9 protein-coding genes, 2 tRNA genes, 3 rRNA genes and 1 pseudogene (1 of these 15 only partly in view) are annotated in these 17437 nt (G+C 66.0%); 6 read left to right on the top strand and 9 right to left on the bottom strand.

What is annotated here, in order from left to right; translation table 11 throughout:
- The first annotated feature begins 46 nt into the window (after positions 1 to 46).
- On the top strand, positions 47 to 3265 hold the full coding sequence (gene putA, locus LF41_RS14015) for a bifunctional proline dehydrogenase/L-glutamate gamma-semialdehyde dehydrogenase PutA (protein ID WP_036170793.1): 3219 nt from the start codon (positions 47 to 49) through the stop codon (positions 3263 to 3265).
- A 68-nt stretch (positions 3266 to 3333) separates the two neighbouring features.
- Here the strand turns inward: putA and LF41_RS14010 are convergent, their stop codons facing one another.
- Positions 3334 to 4722 (bottom strand): OmpP1/FadL family transporter, encoded by a 1389-nt coding sequence (locus LF41_RS14010; RefSeq protein WP_036170791.1) that lies wholly within the window; start codon positions 4720 to 4722, stop codon positions 3334 to 3336.
- 324 nt (positions 4723 to 5046) lie between these two features.
- Between LF41_RS14010 and LF41_RS14005 the strand changes: the two are divergent.
- A pseudogene (locus LF41_RS14005) lies at positions 5047 to 5610 on the top strand (rhomboid family intramembrane serine protease); the annotation flags it as partial.
- Here LF41_RS14005 and LF41_RS14000 read toward each other — a convergent pair.
- From LF41_RS14000 to gpmI, 3 genes are all read right to left on the bottom strand, one after another.
- Positions 5607 to 6980: a S41 family peptidase gene (locus LF41_RS14000; protein ID WP_084073659.1), complete on the bottom strand. Its 1374-nt coding sequence runs from the start codon at positions 6978 to 6980 to the stop codon at positions 5607 to 5609. The pseudogene LF41_RS14005 and the gene LF41_RS14000 sit on opposite strands and share 4 nt — an antisense overlap.
- A gap of 86 nt (positions 6981 to 7066) precedes the next feature.
- Positions 7067 to 8290, bottom strand: a complete 1224-nt coding sequence (locus LF41_RS13995; RefSeq protein ID WP_036170785.1) for a murein hydrolase activator EnvC family protein — start codon at positions 8288 to 8290, stop codon at positions 7067 to 7069.
- Positions 8287 to 9828, bottom strand: a complete 1542-nt coding sequence (gene gpmI / locus LF41_RS13990; RefSeq protein ID WP_036170782.1) for a 2,3-bisphosphoglycerate-independent phosphoglycerate mutase — start codon at positions 9826 to 9828, stop codon at positions 8287 to 8289. The genes LF41_RS13995 and gpmI overlap by 4 nt, the downstream gene beginning before the upstream one ends.
- Before the next feature lie 116 nt (positions 9829 to 9944).
- Here gpmI and LF41_RS13985 point away from each other — a divergent pair, with 116 nt between their 5' ends.
- The 4 genes from LF41_RS13985 (at position 9945) to LF41_RS13970 (ending at position 13628) form a co-directional block, all read left to right on the top strand.
- A complete protein-coding gene (locus LF41_RS13985; protein ID WP_036170779.1) occupies positions 9945 to 10628 on the top strand; it encodes a DUF4097 family beta strand repeat-containing protein in 684 nt (227 codons plus the stop codon).
- A 97-nt stretch (positions 10629 to 10725) separates the two neighbouring features.
- Entirely contained in the window at positions 10726 to 12441 is a 1716-nt protein-coding gene (locus LF41_RS13980; protein ID WP_036171019.1) for a M28 family metallopeptidase, read from the top strand.
- Positions 12442 to 12469: 28 nt separating this feature from the next.
- Positions 12470 to 12889, top strand: coding sequence for an MAPEG family protein (locus LF41_RS13975; protein WP_052116457.1), 420 nt, complete (start codon positions 12470 to 12472; stop codon positions 12887 to 12889).
- Positions 12890 to 12911: 22 nt separating this feature from the next.
- Positions 12912 to 13628, top strand: coding sequence for a 2OG-Fe dioxygenase family protein (locus LF41_RS13970; RefSeq protein ID WP_036170776.1), 717 nt, complete (start codon positions 12912 to 12914; stop codon positions 13626 to 13628).
- An 83-nt stretch (positions 13629 to 13711) separates the two neighbouring features.
- Here LF41_RS13970 and rrf read toward each other — a convergent pair.
- The 5 genes from rrf to LF41_RS13945 form a co-directional block, all read right to left on the bottom strand.
- A 5S ribosomal RNA gene (gene rrf / locus LF41_RS13965) occupies positions 13712 to 13824 on the bottom strand.
- A gap of 170 nt (positions 13825 to 13994) precedes the next feature.
- A 23S ribosomal RNA gene (locus LF41_RS13960) occupies positions 13995 to 16867 on the bottom strand.
- Positions 16868 to 17084: 217 nt separating this feature from the next.
- A tRNA-Ile gene (locus LF41_RS13955) sits at positions 17085 to 17161 on the bottom strand.
- A 19-nt stretch (positions 17162 to 17180) separates the two neighbouring features.
- A tRNA-Ala gene (locus LF41_RS13950) sits at positions 17181 to 17256 on the bottom strand.
- A 73-nt stretch (positions 17257 to 17329) separates the two neighbouring features.
- Positions 17330 to 17437, bottom strand: a 16S ribosomal RNA gene (locus LF41_RS13945) (it continues 1437 nt past the right edge of the window).
- The 16S, 23S and 5S rRNA genes sit together here with 2 tRNA genes alongside, the layout of an rRNA operon.

Genomic DNA, 17437 nt, shown 5'->3' with positions numbered 1-17437 from the left:
GCGCGCCGCTACACTATGCGGCTCGCCACGTTCATACGCGGGCCCGATGAATTCGCTTCCCCTCCCCGCGACGGCCGATGCGCCGTTGCTCTCGCCGGAATTGCCGGCGTCCCCCGCTCCGCTCCGCGCCGCCATCACGGCCGCCTGGGTGCGCGACGAAACCGACCATGTGCGCGAACTGCTCGCCGATGCGCGCCAGCCCGAGGCCGACCGCACCGCCATCCAGGCCACCGCCGCGGACCTCGTGCGCCGCGTGCGCGCCCGCGCCGAGGACCAGGGCGCCATCGAAGCCTTCATGCGGCAGTACGACCTCGGCAGCGAGGAAGGCGTGCTGCTGATGTGCGTGGCCGAGGCGCTGCTGCGCATCCCCGACCAGGACACCGCCGACAAGCTCATCCGCGACAAGCTCGGCGAAGCCGACTGGAAGCGGCACATGGGCCAGTCCGATTCGATCCTCGTGAACGCATCGACCTGGGGCCTGATGCTCACCGGCCACCTCGTCGACCTGGCCGACGACACCAAGCGCGACGTCCACAACGCCTTCAAGCGGCTGGTCGGCCGGATCGGCGAACCCGTGGTGCGCCTCGCGGTGCGGCAGGCAATGCGCATCATGGGCCACCAGTTCGTCATGGGCCGCACCATCGGCGAGGCGCTCGCGCGTTCGCGCAAGGGCGCCAACGCGGCCTATCGCTATTCGTTCGACATGCTCGGCGAGGGCGCGCTGACCACGCAGGACGCGCTGCGTTACCTCGGCGCCTATCGCGAGGCGATCAAGGCGATCGGCACGAGCGGCAACTTCGTCGGCACCGACGTCTTCGCCGCGCCGTCGATCTCGGTGAAGCTCTCCGCGCTGCATCCCCGCTACGAGTTGGCCAAGCGCGCACGCGTGATGCGCGAACTCGTGCCGCGCGTGCTCGAGCTGGCGCAGCTCGCCAAGTCCTACGGCATCGGTTTCACCATCGATGCCGAGGAAGCCGACCGCCTCGAGCTCTCGCTCGACGTCATCGGCGCGGCCTACGAAGACAAATCGCTCGACGGCTGGGAAGGCTACGGCCTCGCCGTGCAGGCCTACCAGAAGCGCGCGCCGTTCGTGATCGACTGGCTCGCCGACCTCGCGCGCCGCACCGGCCGCCGCATTCCCGTACGCCTGGTCAAGGGCGCCTACTGGGACAGCGAGGTCAAGCGCGCGCAGGTCGACGGGCAAGCGGGCTATCCGGTGTTCACGCGCAAGCCGAACACCGACGTCAGCTACCTCGCCAACGCGCGCCGCATGCTCGCCGCGTCCGATGCGATCTATCCGATGTTCGCCACGCACAACGCGCACACGATCGCGGCGATCCATCGCCTCGCGCGCGGTGGCGCGGAGCGCCGGAATTTCGAGTTCCAGAAGTTGCACGGCATGGGCGACGACCTGTACGCCGAAGTCGTGCCGGCCGATCGCCTCGACGTGCCGTGCCGCGTGTACGCGCCGGTCGGTTCGCACGAAGACCTGCTGCCCTACCTCGTGCGCCGCCTGCTGGAAAACGGCGCCAATTCGAGCTTCGTCAACCGCATCACCGACGAGGACGTCGCCATCGACGACCTGATCCGCGATCCGGTCGAAACGGTCGACGCGTTCGATTCCATTCCGCATCCGCGCATTCCGCTGCCGCGCGACGTGTATCGCAGCCAGGCGGCCGATGTCGCCGACGAACGAGACAATTCCATGGGCATCAATCTCGCCAACGACGCGCAGCTGCGCACCCTCGCCGAACAAGTCAACGCCGCCGTCGACGGCAAGTGGCGCGCCATGCCGCTGGTGCCGGGCGCGAACCCCGCCGGCGCCGACATCTCCGTGACCAATCCGGCCGACCGCCGCGAACAGGTCGGCACGTGGCGCGCGGCGGATGCCGCGACCGTCGAACAGGCGCTGCGCAACGCCGTCGACGCGCAGCCCGCGTGGGATGCCACGCCGGCCGCTTCGCGCGCGGCGATCCTCGAACACGCGGCCACGCTGCTCGAACAACGCATGCCGCAGTTCATGGCGATGTGCACGAAGGAAGCGGGCAAGACGATTCCCGACGGCGTCGCCGAAGTGCGCGAAGCCGTCGACTTCCTGCGTTACTACGCCGGACAGGCGCGCAAGCTGTTCGCGCATCCGGAAAAGCTCCCGGGCCCGACCGGTGAATCGAACGAGCTGCGCTTGCAGGGCCGCGGCGTGTTCGTCTGCATCTCGCCGTGGAATTTCCCGCTCGCGATTTTCCTCGGCCAGGTCGCCGCCGCGCTCGCCGCCGGCAACAGCGTGATCGCCAAGCCCGCGGAACAGACCAACATCATCGGCTACTACGCGGTGAAGCTGCTGCACGAAGCGGGCGTGCCCGAGAAGGTCGTGCAGTTCCTGCCGGGCGACGGCGCGACGGTGGGCGCGGCGCTGACGAAGGATCCGCGCGTGGCCGGCGTTGCGTTCACCGGTTCCACCGATACGGCGCGCGCGATCAATCGCGCGCTCGCGGCGCGCGACGCCGCCATCGGCGTGCTGATCGCGGAAACGGGCGGGCAGAATGCGCTCATCGGCGACTCGTCCGCGTTGCCGGAACAGCTGATCAAGGACGCGATGTCCTCGGCGTTCACGTCGGCGGGCCAGCGGTGCTCGGCCGCGCGCGTGCTGTTCGTGCAGGACGACATCGCCGACAAGACGATTGCGATGCTCGCCGGTGCGATGGCGGAGTTGCAGGTCGGCGACCCGGGCCTTCTGTCGACCGACGTCGGCCCGGTGATCGACACCGATGCCTTCTGCATGCTGGAAGAACACGGCAAGCGCATGCGCGGCGAAGCGAAGCTGATCGCCGAGGCGAAGATGGACGCGGCGACCGAGCACGGCACGTTCTTCGCGCCGGTGGCCTTCGAGATCGATTCGATCGACCGCCTGCACAAGGAAGTCTTCGGCCCCGCGCTGCACGTCGTGCGGTGGAAGGGCAACGAGCTCGACAAGGTGATCGACGCGATCAACGCGACCGGCTACGGCCTGACGCTCGGCATCCACTCGCGCATCGACGAGACGATCGAGCACATCATCGCGCGCATCAAAGTGGGCAACGCGTACGTCAACCGCAACCAGATCGGCGCAGTCGTCGGCGTGCAGCCCTTCGGTGGCCAGGGATTGAGCGGCACCGGCCCGAAGGCCGGCGGCCCGCACTACCTGCCGCGCTTCGGCACGGAGAAGACGGTGACGGTGAACACGACGGCGGCGGGTGGCAATGCGTCGTTGCTGACCTTGGGCGAGTAATCCCCGACGCGCACAAAAAAAGCCCCGCTTTCGCGGGGCTTTTTTCTTTCCAATGACGCAGACGCTGATTAGAACTTGTACTGGCCCGACAGGCCCCACAGGTTCACGTTGGCGTCGTACTCGCCGACCAGCGTCGAGCCGCTCGTCGCGAGCGACGGGGCCAGGGCGACCGTCGGGTCGTCCGTCTCGATGCGGGTGTAGCCGGCGCTGATTTCCCAATGCTCGCTCGGGGCCCAGGTGGCGCCGATGGAGAGCCACTGGCGATCGGCGTCGGGCAGGCGCGGCGTGCGGGTTTCGTTCTTCGTCGGCGACTGGTCCTGCGCGTAACCGGCGCGGAACGTCCACTGGTCGTTCAGTGCGTACTCGGCGCCCAGCGACCAGAACGAGGTGTCGGACCACTCGAACTCTTCCACGGCCGGGTTGGGCTGCTGGCGCGGGTTCTGGAAGGTGATCGCGACTTCCTGCAGCGAGGACCACTGCGTGTACGACCAGTCACCGAGCAGCGTGAAGTTGTCGGTGACGCCGTAGCTGACCGAGATCGTGTCGACCGATGGCGTCGTCAGCGACGCGCCACCGCCCGTGTCGACGAACTGGCCCGGCGCGCCGACGGCGAGCAGCGGCGAAACGTTGGCCGGCACCGTGAAATCGGCCGTGCCCGCGATGTCGTGGCTGATCTCCGAGCGGTGCGAGAAGCCCAGCGCGAAGTTTTCGTTCGGGTGGATGTGCATGCCGGCGATCCAGCCGATGCCGGTGTCGTCGCCGGTCACCTCGATCGTGCCGTCATTCTTCTGCGGGCCGTACGGCGCGGCGACCGGGTTCGGCGTGACGCACAGCGCGACGTTGATCGAGCAGATGCGCGAACCGAAGTCGATGGCCTTCGACAGCGTGGCTTCGGCGCGCTCGTACACCAGGCCGAGGCCGAAGGAGACGTCGCTGCCGAAATCGAACGACGCGGCAAGCGTCAGGTCGACGGTCTTCACTTCCGACTTGATCGCGGTGTAGCGGCCGACCCAGGTGGGTTCGTATTCGGTCTTCAGGCCGAACGGCGCGCTGACCATGGCGCCGACGGTCACGCCGGAATCGCCCAGCGGGAAGATCGCGGAGAGCGCCGGGATCGGCGTGGTGTCGCCGGCGTTGCCGCCGTTGCCACCGCGCAGCGGCTGCTGCAGCGGCGAACCCGCGGCGGCGAGGCCGCCACCGGTGAAGTCGGCCTTGAGGTCGACGATGGTGACGTCGGCCTGCACGGCGGACTTCTTGAACGTCGACATGGCGGCCGGGTTGTTGGCGACGACCGAGGCGTCGCCGCTGGCGGCGGCGCTGCCGGCGAATGCGCGGCCCATCGCCTTGACGCTGTTTTCCTTCAGCTGGAAGCCCGACGCGTGCGCCTGGCCGAACGCAAGACCGCCCGCGACGGCGAGCGCGAGTGCGGAGATGCGGATGACGGTGTTCGTTTGCATTGCGTGTTGTCTCCGGTGACGAATTTTTGTTTTGGGCTCGGGAGGCTCTGCGGCCTGCACCGGCGCGTGCCGGAACCCCTCCCGACGTACGACGCCGTAGGGAAGATACACAAGTCGTTAACTTGTTGCTAACGAGGTACTCCCCATTTCGTAACGAACGCTCGTTCGCTTTTTTCGCCGTAGGATGGACCGGCCATGTTCGTTTCCCTCCCTACCCGCCAGAAGAGCGGACTGCGCTGGGCCACGCCCGTGCTGGTGGCGTTGCTGTCGGCCGCCTTCGTGTGGGCGACGGCCGGCACCAGCGGCGAGCAACGGGCCCTGGTGCAGGGCTGGGGCGCGCTGTCCGGCGGGTTCCTCTCGCCCGATGCGTGGCCCGCGGCCTTCCAGGACGGGCGCGCCCTGCGGCTGGTCACGGCCCTGTTCCTCCACGCCGACTGGGCCCATCTGGTCGGCAACCTGGTGTTCCTGCTGATCTTCGGGCTGCCCGCCGAGCGGGCGATGGGGCCGTGGCGGTTCCTGGGCCTGTTCCTGCTGGGTGGCGCGGTGGCGAACCTGGCGGCGGCGCTGACCATCGGCGCGCCGGACCGGATCATCATCGGCGCGAGCGGCGCGGTGTCCGCGGTGATCGGTGCGTATCTCGCGCTGTTCCCCCGCGCGAAGCTCGGCGTCGTGCTGCCGCTCGGGTTGTTCCTCGAGTTCGTACGCGCGCCGGCCTCGCTGCTGATCGGCATCTGGGTGCTGCTGCAGGTGGTGTTCGCCTACATCGGCCCGACGCTCGGCGCGGTCGCCTGGTGGGCGCACCTGGCGGGCTTCGCGTTCGGCGTGGTGTTCGCCGTCCTGGTGCGCGCGGCGATCGCGCGCCGCCTGCGCAGGCAGCGCGGCTACTAGTTTTTCTTCGGCGCCGGTTCTGCGGCGGGCTTGGGCGCCATCGCGACGTTCTTCTTGAGCTCGGCGAGCGCGGAGGCGATCGGCGCGTCGCCGTCGAGCACTTCGCCCGCGTTGTCGCCCGCGATTTCCTCGTCGCCGCGCAAGTGGCCCGGCAACGTGGCTTCGCTGTAGCCGGCCTTGCCGCCGTTCACCGCGCCCTTCGCGGGGCGCAGCACGACGTCGGGCTGGATGCCGAGCGCCTGGATCGATTTGCCGCTGGGCGTGTAATACCGCGCGGTGGTGAGCTTCACCGAATCGCCGTTGTCGAGCGGCAACAGTGTCTGCACCGAGCCCTTGCCGAACGTGCGGCTGCCGACTACGCGCGCGCGCCCGTTGTCGCGCAACGCACCCGCGAGCACCTCCGAGGCACTCGCCGAGCCGGCATCGACGAGCACGACGACGGGTGCACCGTTCAAGCGGTCGCCCGGCGTCGCGCTGAACTCCGCGTCGCTCAACGCCACGCGGCCGCGCGTGCTGACGATCTTGCCCTTGTCGAGCAATTCGTCGGCGATCTGCACCGCGGCGGTGAGCAGGCCGCCGGGGTTGCTGCGCAGGTCGATCACCAGGCCGCGCAATTTCCCGCTTGCTTCGAGCGTGTCGAGCGCGCGCGAGAAATCCGCGGCGGTGTCGGCCTGGAACGTCGCCAGGCGGATGTAGCCGTAGCCCGGTTCGAGCGCGCGCGAACGCACGCTGGTGACGCGGATGCGTTCGCGCGTCAGCGTGACGTCGAACGGCTTGGGCTTGCTCTCGCGCACGATGGTCAGCACGACCTTCGTGCCAGGCGGCCCGCGCAGCGGCGCAGTGTTGCCGTCGGCGTCGTCGTCGTCCGCGCTCTCCTCGACGTCGCGATCGGACACCGACTTGCCGTCGATGGCGATGATGATGTCGTTGGCCTGGATGCCCGCGCGCGCGGCGGGCGTGTCGTCGATCGGCGAGACGACCTTGAGCGTGCGGTCGGGCAGCGTCATCAATTCGACGCCGACGCCGGTGTAGGCACCCTGCGTCTGTTCGTCGAACGCGCGCGCATCGCGCTTGGGGAGGTACGCGCTGTGCGGATCGAGATCGAGCAGCAGGCCGCGCACCGCCGAATCCATCAGCTTCTTGTCGTCCACCGGATCGACGTAGGCTTCCTTGACCGCGTTGTAGACCCATACGTAGCGACGGATTTCGTCGAGCGGGATCTTCGTCGCGCTTTCGGCGGCGTCGGGATCGTCGCTGGTGGAGACTTGCTGTTCGGCGCGTTGCTCCGGCGCGGCGGTGGCCGGCGGTTCCTGCGCGAACGCGCAGCCCGAGGCGAGCAACAGCAGGAGGGCGTACGTGGGCTGGCGCATGATCAGGTCCGGTGCGTGGGGGCGCGGGAGGCGGTTTCGATTATGCAAGCGTGGCGCGCATGGGCGTTAAAAGCGCGTGGCCTTCGTCACTGACGTTTCAGCCACGTATCCGGATTCACCGGCTGGCCGTTGCGCCGCAGTTCGAAGTACAGCGCCGTGCGCCCCTGCCCGCCGGAGTTGCCGACGCTCGCCAGGCCGTCGCCGCGCTTCACCGCGTCGCCGGCGTCCTTCAGCAGTGCATCGTTGTGCGCGTACAGGCTCATGTAGCCGTTGCCGTGGTCGACGATGAGGATGAGGCCGTAGCCATTCATCCAGTCGGCGAACACCACGCGCCCATCGGCGACGGCCTTGACCGTCGTGCCCGCGGGCGCGGCGATCAGCACGCCCTGGCTGGTGCGTCCGTCGGGCATCGGCCCGCCGTACCGCGCGACCAGGCTGCCCGAGACCGGCCAGCTGAGTCCGCCGACCTGCAGCGCCGGGCCCGTCGTGGTGTTCCGCCGCAGCGGCGTGCTCGCGGTGGACTTGTTGCCGGTGGCTTTCGCCTTCGCCGCGGCGGCGCGGTCGGCGGCGGCCTTCTCGCGCGCGGCCTTCGCGGCGGCGGCGCGCAACTGCGTCAACAATTGCTGCAGCGCCTTGGCATCCTGGCCGAGCGCGCGTTCGCGGCTGGCGCGGTCGCGGTATCTGGAATCGAGTTGCTCGACCAGTTGCTTGCGGTCGGTGCGCGCCTTTTCGAGCGAGGCCAGTTGCGATTGCTGCGTGCGGCGCGCCACGTCCAGCGCGGTCCGGCGTTCGACGATCTGTTGCTCGAGCACGTCGACCTCATGCAGCTCCGTGGTCAGCGCGCGGATGCGCTGCGCGCGATCGCGCTGCGCATAGCGGTGGTAGGCGAGCGTGCGCTGCGCCTCGTCCACGGTGTCCTGCGCAAGCAACGCCTTCAGTGCGGAGTCGTCGCCGACGGTGTACGCCGCGCGCAGGAGTTGGCGCAGTTCGCTGCGGCGTGCGGACAGACCGGCGTTGAGCGTGTCGCGCCGCTGCTGCAGGTCGGCCAGTTGCGTTTGATCACGCGCGAGCGCGCGTTCGGTGTCGCGCACCGCGCGGCCGACCTTGCCGACCTGTTCGTCCGCATCGCGCAGCTTGCGCGATGCGTCGCCGCGCTGGCCTTCGAGCTTGCGGCGCTCGGCCGCCACGTCCTTCAGCTCCGTGCGCACCTTGCGCAGTTGCTGTTCGGTCTCCTTGCTGCTCTGCGAAGACGCGACGCCGGCCGTCAGCGACAGCGCGGTGGCGAGTGCGAGCGCGACGAAGGACTTCAAGCAGGCATCAGGAGGCTGTGGCCGGTCATTTCGGCAGGCTGCGGCACACCGAGCAGATCGAGCATGGTCGGTGCGACGTCGCGCAACGCGCCACCGCTGCGCAACGTGGCCGCGCGGGGGCCGACGTAGATCAACGGCACCGGCCCCACGGTGTGGGCGGTGTGCGGCTGGCCGGTGTCGGGATCGCGCATTTGCTCGAGGTTGCCGTGATCGGCCGTGATCAGCAAGGCGCCGCCCGTGCGGCGCACCGCGCCTTCGACCGCGCCGATGGCGATGTCGACGGCTTCGGCGGCCTGGATCGCGGCGGCGATGTTGCCGGTGTGGCCGACCATGTCGGGGTTGGCGATGTTGCAGACGATGACGTCGAAGGCCTGCGAATCGATCGCTTCGACGAGTTTCGCGGTGAGCTCCGGGCAGCTCATTTCCGGCTGCAGGTCGTAGGTGGCGACTTTCGGGCTCGGGATGAGGATGCGCGATTCGCCGGCATACGGGTCTTCGCGGCCGCCGCTGAAGAAGAACGTCACGTGCGCGTATTTCTCGGTTTCGGCGATCCGCAGTTGCGTCAGGCCGTTGTCGGCGAGCAGCTCGCCGAGCGTGTGGCGCAGGTCGTCGGGGCCGAAGGCGACAGGCGCGTCGAGCTTGGCGTCGTATTCGGTCAGGCACGTGAAGCGCGACAACTGCGGGCGAGGCGCGGTGAATCCGGCGAAGTGCGGATCGACGAACGCCGCGGTGAGCTGGCGCGCGCGGTCGGCGCGGAAATTCATGAACACCACGGCGTCGCCGTCGTGCATCGGCGTGGCGCCGGCGAGGGTGGTGGGCGCGACGAATTCGTCGGTCTCGCCGCGTTCGTAGGCGGCGGCGAGCGCGGACAGCGCGTCGGGTGCGCGGTGGTCCGCGCGCGCTTCGACGATGGCGTCCCACGCGCGGCGCACGCGATCCCAGCGCTTGTCGCGGTCCATCGCGAAGTAGCGGCCGCCGACGGTGGCGATGCGCGCGTTGCCGAGCGCGTCGCACTTCGATTGCAGCGCGACGAGGCTGTCGTGCGCCGATTGCGGCGGCGTGTCGCGGCCGTCGAGGAAGGCGTGGACGCGGACGCGTTCGACGCCCGCGCGCTTGGCCATCTCGAGCATCGCGAAGATGTGCGCTTCGTGGCTGTGCACGCCGCCGGGCGAAAGCAGGCCCATGACGTGGAGCGTGCCGTTCGATGCGCGCGCGGCGGCGCAGGTGGCCAGCAATTCGGCGTTGGCGAAGAAGCTGCCGTCTTCGATGGCCGCATCCACGCGCGTGAGGTCCTGGTAGACGATGCGGCCCGCGCCGAGGTTCATGTGCCCGACTTCCGAGTTGCCCATCTGCCCGTCGGGTAGGCCGACATGCCGGCCTTCGGTATGGATGAGCGTGTGCGGCGCGGCGGCCCAGAGGCGGCGCCAGTTCGGGATCAGGGCCTGGGCCAGGGCGTTGTCGGTCGGGTCCTCGCGATGGCCCCACCCGTCGAGGATCAGCAGGACGACGGGTTTCGGGCGGGAGGGGGCGACAGGCACGGCGGCTCCGGGCAGTAAACGGGGGTCTGCGGAAGATTGTAGCGAAGGGGGTTAAACCGAAGCCCGCTTGCCCGCATCAATTGCCGGACACGCCGCTCATTTCCCAGGACCGACCCATGAAGCACGCCCGCCTCACCCTCGCCCTCGCGCTTGCCGTCGCGGCCCTGCCGTCCTTCGCGCAGCATCGCCACGAGGAAGTCGACAAGGTCAACGGCAGCATCACCGCGCAGCCGGGCCAGGTCTACGAGGACCTCAGCACGGTCAACGGCAGCATCAAGGTGGAGTCGAACGCCCAGGCCGACGACGTCGAAACCGTCAACGGCAGCATCGCCGGCGGCGACGGCATCCGCGTGCGGTCGCTCTCCACCGTCAACGGCGGCATCCGCGTCGGCGAGCAGGCACAGATCGCCGACACCGTCGAGACCGTCAACGGCAGCATCTTCGTCGACCGCGGCGGCAACATCGGCGACGGCGTGAGCACGGTGAACGGTGCGATCGGCCTGGTCGACACCGACGTCGGCGGCGGCATCGAAACCGTCAACGGCGACGTGACGGTCGGCATCGGTTCGCACGTGCGCGGCGGCATCCGCGTCGAGAAGCCGAACAACAACGGTTGGTTCCAGGGCAAGCAGAAGCCGCCGCGCATCGTGATCGGGCCGAACGCCCGCGTCGACGGCGCGATGGTCTTCGAGCGCGAGGTCGTGCTCTATGTCCACACCTCCGCCAAGGTCGGCCGCATCAGCGGCGCCACGCCGATCGCCTTCAGCACGCAGACCGCGCCGGACAACCGTCGCGACTGACGCTTCCCGCATCGCGGGCCGGCACGGGCCGGCCCGCGTGCGCCGTGCTTAAATCCCCGGGTTCCCCCCGACCCGGAGATGGCGGATGCCGAGCACGCTGGTTCGACCGTTCTTGTTCGTTCTCGCCGGCGCGGTCGCGCTGGCTGGTTGCAACCGCGCGCCCGAGGGCGCTGCGCCCGCGGCGGCCACCGCCGCAACGCCCACGACCGTCGCCACGCCGGTCCCCGCTTCGACGCACGACTTCGTTCCCGGAATCGTCGGCGGCGATTTCGCCGAACACGTGCGCGTGCTGGCCTCCGATGCATTCGAAGGTCGCGCGCCCGGCAGCCCGGGCGAAGAGAAGACCGTCGATTACCTGGTGTCGCAATTCAAGGCGATGGGCCTGCAGCCGGGCAACAACGGGCAGTGGACGCAGGTCGTGCCGATGACCGAGACGACCGCGAACGAGGACACGACGATGCGGATCGTCGTGAAGGGCAAGCCGCATACGCTGAAGTTCGGCGACGACATGGTGATCGGCACGCGCAGCGGGCAGAAGCACGTGGCGGTGGCCGACAGCGATGTCGTGTTCGTCGGCTATGGCGTCGATGCGCCCGAGCAGCATTGGAACGATTACGCCGGGCTCGACGTGAAGGGCAAGACGGTCGTCATCCTCGTCAACGATCCCGGGTTCCATGCCAACGATCCGACGTTGTTCGAAGGGCGCCGCATGACGTGGTACGGGCGCTGGGTCTACAAGTTCGAGGAAGCCGCGCGCAAGGGCGCGGCCGCGGCGTTGATCGTGCACGACGATGCTGGCGCGTCGTATGGCTGGGACGTGGTGCGCGGGTCGTGGTCCGGTGCGCAGTTCGACTTGCGCGCCAGCGACGATCCGGCGCCGCGCCTGCCCGTGCAGGGCTGGATTTCCGGCGCGCAGGCGAAGGCGTTGTTCGCCGATGCCGGTCTGGATTTCGATGCGCTGCGCGCGGCCGCAAACAAGCGCGGCTTCAAGGCGGTGCCGCTGGAGGCGAAGGCGTCGGTGACGCTCGACAGCACGATCATCGAGAAATCCTCGCGCAACGTGATCGCGAAACTCCCGGGAACGGAGCGGCCGGACGAGGCCGTCGTGTACCTCGCGCACTGGGATCACCTGGGCAAGCACGCGGACGAAGCCGGCGACAACATCTACAACGGCGCGATCGACAACGCGACGGGCGTCGCGGGGATCTTGGAGATCGCCGGGCAATTCGCGAAGGCGCCGCCGAAGCGATCGGTATTGTTCCTCGCGGTGACGCTGGAGGAATCGGGCCTGCTCGGCTCGAAGCATTACGTGGCGCATCCGGCCGTGCCGCTGAAGGACACGGTGGCGGCGATCAACATCGATGCGATGTCGACTTTCGGGCCGTCGAAGGACATCGTCGTGACGGGGCTGGGCAATTCGGAACTCGACGACGTGCTGAAGACGATCGCCGACAAGCAGGGCCGCACGCTGCATGCGGAAGCCACGCCGGAAAGCGGGTTCTACTTCCGCTCCGACCATTTCAACTTCGCGAAGGCCGGCGTGCCGGCGCTGTATGCCGAGGGAGGCGAGGATCTCGTCGACGGCGGTGCGGCGGCGGGCCGCAAGGCGGCAGAGGACTACACCGCGAACCGCTATCACAAGCCGGCCGACGAGTTCGACGCCAAGTGGAACCTGCAGGGGACGATGCAGGACCTGGACACGCTCTACGAGGTCGGTCGCGTGCTGGCCGACGGTACGACGTGGCCGAATTGGCGTACGGGCAATCCGTTCCGCGCGGCGCGCGATGCGTCGCGCCCCAGCGCTTCGAAGTGATTCTTCCCTCGACGGAAAGGACGCGCAGATGACGATGACCGTGGCGTATTGGTGCGTGCTGGCGGCGGCGTTGCTGCCGTACGTGTGGACGACGGTGGCGAAAGCCGGCGGTGAGCGTTACGACAACCGCGACCCGCGCGGGTGGATCGCGCGGCAGACCGACCCGAAGGTGCATCGCGCGAACTCGGCGCAGCTCAACGCGTTCGAGGCGTTCGCGCCGTTCGCCGCGGGCGTGGTGATGGCGCAGTTCGCCGGCGTGCCGGAAGCACATGTGGCGTGGCTGGCCGTGGTCTTCGTGATCAGCCGCGTGCTGCACGGCGTGGTCTACACGCTGGGGATGAAGCACTCGCTGCGCAGCCTGGTGTGGTTCGTCGGCTTTGCGTGTGCGATGGCGCTGATCGCGCTGGCGGCCTTGCATGTCGGCGACCTGGCCCCCGTCGCGGCCTGACGGCGTGAGCGCAGGGTTCGCCATGGATGCGGAAGGCGCGCGGTGCGTCGGCGTCGTGCACGCGCAAGGCTTCTGCTTCGTGCACGGCGATGCGATGCGGGAGACGCTCGCGGGTGTCGGCGGATTGGACGATTGGCCGGCGTTCGCGGCGAGTTGGGAGCAACTCGGCCCGGATCCGTATCTCGCGCGGACCGGGCGGGCGCGCAAGCGGCGGCATGCCGTGTTCGTGTCGAATGGCGGTGTCATCGAACGCGCGCAGCATCAGCCCCACTTCCAGACGAGCGAATACAACGCGCTGCAGGGCGACATCGAGCGGTGGTTCGAGCCGGTGACCGACGCGGTCGCCGAAGGTGCCTGCCTGCAGACGATGCTTCGGTATTGCGTCGGGTTCTTCGGATCGCTCGCGCCGGACGTGGCGCGGTGGCGGATCGAAGTGCACCAGTTCCGCATCGAAGCGCGTCCCGGCGAAGCGGGGGAGCCCACTCCGGAAGGCGTGCATCGCGATGGCGTCGATTACGTCCTGGTGCTCATGGTCGATCGGCGCAACATCGAGAGCGGCACGACGACGATCCATCTCGCTGATGGGACCGAGCTCGGGTCGTTCACGTTGACGCAACCGTTCGATGCCGCGCTGGTCGACGACGCGCGCGTTTTCCACGGGGTGACGGCGGTGACGGCACTCGATCCGTCGGAACCGGCCCATCGTGACGTGCTGGTGGTGACGCTCAAACGCGGCTGAGTATCCCGCAAGGAAACCATGGCTGGGTAAGTCCAATGCACAAAGAAAAACCCCGCCATTGCTGGCGGGGTTTTGGTGTAAGGCCCTGGCGATGACCTACTCTTGCATGCGGATGCACACTACCATCGGCGCGGCTGCGTTTCACTTCCGAGTTCGGAATGGGATCGGGTGGTGCCACAGCGCTATTGTCACCAGGGAGAGGGTGGAGGGTCGCGGTTCGGTCCGGGGTTAGTCGGACTGATCGCGCTCACGCTCTCAAGGGGTGGGACGTAGCGAGTCGTTTGCTTCTTGCGAAGCGGTTTTCTTGCGAAAGCCTGGATCGAATGCCATCGACGTGTTGTCGAGGATAAGGCGGCTTGAGGTGATATGGTCAAGCCTCACGGATCATTAGTACACGTTAGCTCAACAGGTTGCCCTGCTTACACACCGTGCCTATCAACCACCTGGTCTTGATGGTTCCTTCAGGGGACTTGCGTCCCGGGAGATCTCATCTTGAGGCGCGCTTCCCGCTTAGATGCTTTCAGCGGTTATCGCTTCCGAACGTAGCTACCCGGCAATGCCACTGGCGTGACAACCGGAACACCAGGGGTTCGTCCACTCCGGTCCTCTCGTACTAGGAGCAGCCCCTCTCAAATCTCCAACGCCCACGACAGATAGGGACCGAACTGTCTCACGACGTTCTGAACCCAGCTCGCGTACCACTTTAAATGGCGAACAGCCATACCCTTGGGACCGACTACAGCCCCAGGATGTGATGAGCCGACATCGAGGTGCCAAACACCGCCGTCGATATGAACTCTTGGGCGGTATCAGCCTGTTATCCCCGGAGTACCTTTTATCCGTTGAGCGATGGCCCTTCCATACAGAACCACCGGATCACTAAGACCTACTTTCGTACCTGCTTGAGCCGTCGCTCTTGCAGTCAAGCACGCTTATGCCTTTGCACACAGTGCGCGATGTCCGACCGCGCTGAGCGTACCTTCGTGCTCCTCCGTTACACTTTGGGAGGAGACCGCCCCAGTCAAACTACCCACCATACACGGTCCCCGACCCGGATCACGGGCCCAGGTTAGAACGTCAAGCACATCAGGGTGGTATTTCAAGGTTGCCTCCACCGAAGCTAGCGCCTCGGTTTCACAGGCTCCCACCTATCCTACACAGACGAACTCAACGTTCAGTGTAAAGCTGTAGTAAAGGTTCACGGGGTCTTTCCGTCTTGCCGCGGGAACGCTGCATCTTCACAGCGATTTCAATTTCACTGAGTCTCGGGTGGAGACAGCGCCGCTGTCGTTACGCCATTCGTGCAGGTCGGAACTTACCCGACAAGGAATTTCGCTACCTTAGGACCGTTATAGTTACGGCCGCCGTTTACTGGGGCTTCGATCAAGAGCTTCGCCTTGCGGCTGACCCCATCAATTAACCTTCCAGCACCGGGCAGGCGTCACACCCTATACGTCCACTTTCGTGTTTGCAGAGTGCTGTGTTTTTGATAAACAGTCGCAGCGGCCTGGTTTCTGCGACCGCTCCCAGCTATAGCCCGCATGGGCCACCGGAAGCGGTGCACCTTCTCCCGAAGTTACGGTGCCATGTTGCCTAGTTCCTTCACCCGAGTTCTCTCAAGCGCCTTAGAATTCTCATCCTGCCCACCTGTGTCGGATTACGGTACGGTCTGCGTCAGCTGAAGCTTAGGGGCTTTTCCTGGAAGCGTGGGATCAGTGACTTCGGCCTAATGGCCTGGTCTCGCTGCTCGGCGTATGACCCTCCGGATTTGCCAAGAGGATCCGCCTACCTGCTTTCCCCGGGACAACCAACGCCCGGTACACCTACCCTTCTCCGTCCCCCCATCGCACTGACGCGAGGTGCTGGAATATTAACCAGCTTCCCATCGACTACGCATTTCTGCCTCGCCTTAGGGGCCGACTCACCCTGCGCCGATGAACGTTGCGCAAGGAAACCTTGGGCTTTCGGCGTGGGGGCTTTTCACCCCCATTATCGTTACTCATGTCAGCATTCGCACTTCCGATACCTCCAGCAGACTTCTCAATCCACCTTCATCGGCTTACGGAACGCTCCTCTACCGCGCACATTGCTGTGCACCCCAAGCTTCGGTTCATCGCTTAGCCCCGTTAAATCTTCCGCGCAGACCGACTCGACCAGTGAGCTATTACGCTTTCTTTAAAGGGTGGCTGCTTCTAAGCCAACCTCCTGGCTGTCTGTGCCTTTCCACATCGTTCACCACTGAGCGATGAATTTGGGACCTTAGCTGTGGGTCTGGGTTGTTTCCCTTTTCACGACGGACGTTAGCACCCGCCGTGTGTCTCCCATGCAGTCCGTCTCGGTATTCGGAGTTTGCCATGGTTTGGTAAGTCGCAATGACCCCCTAGCCATAACAGTGCTCTACCCCCGAGAGGATTCACATGAGGCGCTACCTAAATAGCTTTCGAGGAGAACCAGCTATCTCCGGGTTCGATTAGCTTTTCACTCCTAATCACACCTCATCCCCTACCTTTGCAACGGGAGTGGGTTCGGGCCTCCAGTTGATGTTACTCAACCTTCACCCTGGGCATGACTAGATCACCCGGTTTCGGGTCTACTGCCTGCGACTATGCGCCCTTATCAGACTCGGTTTCCCTTCGCCTCCCCTATACGGTTAAGCTCGCCACAAACAGTAAGTCGCTGACCCATTATACAAAAGGTACGCCGTCACCCTTGCGGGCTCCGACTGCTTGTACGCACACGGTTTCAGGGTCTATTTCACTCCCTTCACCAGGGTTCTTTTCGCCTTTCCCTCACGGTACTGGTTCACTATCGGTCGGTCAGGAGTATTTAGCCTTGGAGGATGGTCCCCCCATGTTCAGACAGGGTTTCACGTGCCCCGCCCTACTCAATTTCATCCGTGCGGCCCTTTCGCATACAGGGCTGTCACCATCTACGGCCACGCTTCCCAGCGTGTTCTGCTAGAACCGTACGGACTTTTGGGCTGCTCCGCGTTCGCTCGTCGCTACTGACGGAATCTCGGTTGATTTCTTTTCCTCCGGGTACTTAGATATTTCAGTTCCCCGGGTTCGCCTTGCATGGCTATGTATTCACCATGCAATACCCTTGCGGGTGGGTTTCCCCATTCGGACATTGTCGGATCAATGCTTGTTGCCAGCTCCCCGACACTTTTCGCAGGCTGCCACGTCCTTCATCGCCTCTGACCGCCAAGGCATCCACCGTGTGCGCTTATTCGCTTGACCATATCACCCCAAGTCGCCTCGGGGCATACGTCGTTTGCGAACGTAAAACGACTTATCACTTCAAATAAAGGTGCTCTCGCACCTCGCCTTAGCCTCTACGACACGTCATGGACATTCGTCTCAAAACGCTCGCTACATCCCATTGTCAAAGAACACCCGCCAGGCTTCAGCGCCAGGCGTGTTTCAGATCTTCGTGTGCGCAATTGTCATTCAGAGTTGGTGGGTCTGGGAGGACTCGAACCACCGGCCTCACCCTTATCAGGGGTGCGCTCTAACCACCTGAGCTACAGACCCAAAAGTCATGCAGGAAAAGTGGTGGAGCCAGTCGGGATCGAACCGACGACCCCCTGCTTGCAAAGCAGGTGCTCTCCCAGCTGAGCTATGGCCCCGTGTGCCGGGACGCTCTGAATGCAGGTCACTTGTGCGGACGCCTGACAGGCAATGCGCTGTCTTTGTGTCTCTAAAGGAGGTGATCCAGCCGCACCTTCCGATACGGCTACCTTGTTACGACTTCACCCCAGTCATCGGCCACACCGTGGCAAGCGCCCTCCCGAAGGTTAAGCTACCTGC

This window comes from Lysobacter dokdonensis DS-58, assembly GCF_000770795.1.
GTDB lineage: Bacteria > Pseudomonadota > Gammaproteobacteria > Xanthomonadales > Xanthomonadaceae > Noviluteimonas > Noviluteimonas dokdonensis.
This window is presented reverse-complemented; position numbering and strand designations above follow the sequence as displayed.